This is a genomic window from Pseudomonas huaxiensis (assembly GCF_003231275.1).
In the GTDB taxonomy this organism is placed as follows: domain Bacteria; phylum Pseudomonadota; class Gammaproteobacteria; order Pseudomonadales; family Pseudomonadaceae; genus Aquipseudomonas; species Aquipseudomonas huaxiensis.
The window spans coordinates 1-2,752 of the sequence record NZ_QKVL01000108.1 but is presented as its reverse complement, the minus strand read 5'-3'; the positions used below and the strand labels follow the sequence as shown (position 1 = coordinate 2,752).

1 protein-coding gene is annotated in these 2,752 nt (G+C 65.2%); it reads right to left on the bottom strand.

What is annotated here, in order from left to right; genetic code table 11:
* A partial coding sequence (locus DM374_RS32340) for an autotransporter-associated beta strand repeat-containing protein (RefSeq protein ID WP_177431642.1) occupies positions 1–2,752 on the bottom strand: 2,752 nt, incomplete at both ends.

Genomic DNA, 2,752 nt, shown 5'->3' with positions numbered 1-2,752 from the left:
GGCGGTGGTCAGCGTGCCGGTGCCCAGCGCGGAGTTGCTGCCCACTACCAGCGTGCCGCCATTGAGCTGAGTGCCGCCGCTGTAGCTGTTATTGCCGTTCAACACCAGGGTGCCGGTTTCGAGTTTGTTCAGGGTGCCGCTGCCGATCAGGCTCACATCGAGCGTGGCCGTGTTGCCGCTGCCGACACGCACGCCGGCATAACCCGCACCGCTGTTGACCAGATTCAGCTCACCCGCAGCGCCCGCCACCAGGCTGTAGCCGTCGGTGAGGAACTGCAGGCCGGTGGTGCTCTGGGTGTCTTCGACGGTGACCGTACCGGTGTTGCCCTGGAACACGGCGAAGCCGTCGTTCCAGCCCTGGTTGAAGTTGCCGCTGGCGTTGGTCCAGTTGCTACCCGTTGCACCCCAGGTGCCGTTGCCACCATCAATGGCGCCGATTCCGTTACCGGCGCCGTCCCAGAACAGCACATTTCCTGCAGCAGCACCGACCACCAGGTTGACCTGGCTGCCGACGCTGGTCTGCACGTCCAGATCGCCCGCCACCAGACCGCCCGGAAGCGTGCCGAGGGCCAGGCCGTTGTCAGTGAGGGTGCCGGTGTAGTCGATCAGGCGGTACACGCCCAGACCGAAGCCACCCACGTCGGTGACGTTGAGCTTGCCGTCCAGCACCAGGTTGCCATTGACCTTGAGCAGGCCCGAGGCACCCGGTACCGCGGCCCCCAGCAAGGCGTCGAGGTTGGAATCGTTGTTGAGGGTCAGGTTACCGGTGGTCAGGGTTTTGCCGCTGTTGACGACCAGATGGCCGCCATCGGCGATGGTCACCGCGCCATCGATGGTGCCGTTACCGCCGAGGGTAGTACCGCTGGCGACGCTCAGCGAAGAGGTGCCGAGCACGCCTTGAGCGGTAACGGACAGGCTGCCCTCGGTCAGGGTCGTGGCACCGCTGATGTTGCTGACGCCCGACAGGATCAGGCCGCCGCTACCGACTTTGTTCAGGCTGCCGGTACCGGTGATGGCGCCGTCATAGCTGCCACCGATCAGGGTCAGCAGGCTGTTGTTTTCCAGTGCGATGGAGCCCTGCCCGCTGAGCAGGCCCACGGCGCTGTCGACCGCGACGCCGAGGGTGCCGTCGGTGCTGATGTCGATCGCTGGATTGCCGGTGCTGTTGCTGCCGGCCAGATTCAGGCGACCATCGTTGATGCGGTAGGTACCGCTGAAATCATTGCTGCCCGTCAGGTCCACGGTACCGGGGCCTTGTTTGATCAAGGTGCCGTTGCCGCTGATGCGTCCGGTCAGGGCGAGCGGATCGATGTTGCCCAGGGTCAGGCTGCTGGCCAACTGGATGCGGTTCTTCAGCTCGGAGATACCGGCAGCGAGCACAGTGCTGGTGCCATTGACCGCCAGCACACTGCTGCCCAACGCCTTGTTATGGCCCAGCACCAGGGTGCCGCTGTTGAGTTCGGTGTTGCCCTGGAAGCTGTTGTTACCATCGAGCCTCAGCACGTTGGCGCCGTTCTTGATCAGCCCGCCATTGCCGTTGATCTGCCCGGTCAGGGTCAGGTCGTTGTTGCCGGCCAGCGTCAGGTCGCCATCGAGGATCACCGTGTTGCCCGCGCTGACGGGGGTGTTGCTGTCCAGCGTGGTGCCCGCGCTGACGCGCAGGCTGCCGGTGCCCAGTGCGGCATTGTTGCCCAGCACCAGGGTGCCCGCGGTCAGGCGCGTGCCGCCGCTGTAGGTATTGGTGCCATTGAGCACCAGCGTGCCGCTGTCGACCTTGTTCAACACACCACTGCCGCCGAGACTTACGTCCAGCGTTGCGGTCGCGCCGTTGTCGACGCGCAGCGTGCTGTAGCCGCTGGTGCCGTTGACCAGTTGCAGCGAATCCGCACCGCCGCCCACCAGTTGATAGCCGTCGGTGATGAACTGCAGGCCGGTGACACTTTGGGTGCCATCCACGACAACTGTGCCGGCCGCGCCCTGGAACACCGCGAACGAACTGTTCCAGGCGCCGTTGAGCCCGGCGTTGATGGTGGTCCAGTTGCTATTGGTGCTGCTCCAGGTGCCGTTGCCGCCTTCGACGGTGCCGTTGCCGGTCAGCTCGCTACCATCCCAGAAGCGGATGTAGTCGGGGCCGCCCGCCACGAGGTTGATCTGGTTGGCGACGCTGGTCTGCACTTCCAGCTCGTTGGTCGGGACGCCCGTTGGCAGTACGCCGAGTTCCAGGCCGTTGTCGATCAGCGCACCGTTGTAGTCGAACAGGCGGTACACGCCGATGCCGAAACCACCGGCGTCAGTGATATTCAGCTTGCCGTCCAGGGTCAGGTTGCCGCTGACGTTGGCCATGCCCGCCGCGCCCGCAGTGGCGGCGCCGAGGGCGACGTCGAGGTTGGAGAGGTCATTCAACACCAACGAACCCAGGGTCAGCACCGAACCGCTGGCCAGGCTCAGGTGGCCGCCGTTGGCGACAGTCACTGCGCCACCCAGGGTGCCGCTGCCGGTCAGGGATGCACCGTTCTCGACCGAAACACTGCCGTTACCCAGGCTGCCATTGACCCGCAGGATGCCACCGGCAACGGTGGTTGCCCCGGCCAGCGAACTGTTGCCGCTGAGTTGCAGTGTGCCGCTGCTGTTTTTGTAGAGGTCGCCGTTTCCGCTCAGCGCGCCGCTGAAGGTGCCCTCATCAACCCGGAATTCGCCCGCATCGAGTTGCACGTTACCTGCGCCGTTGAGCTGGCCGGTGGCAGCACCCGCA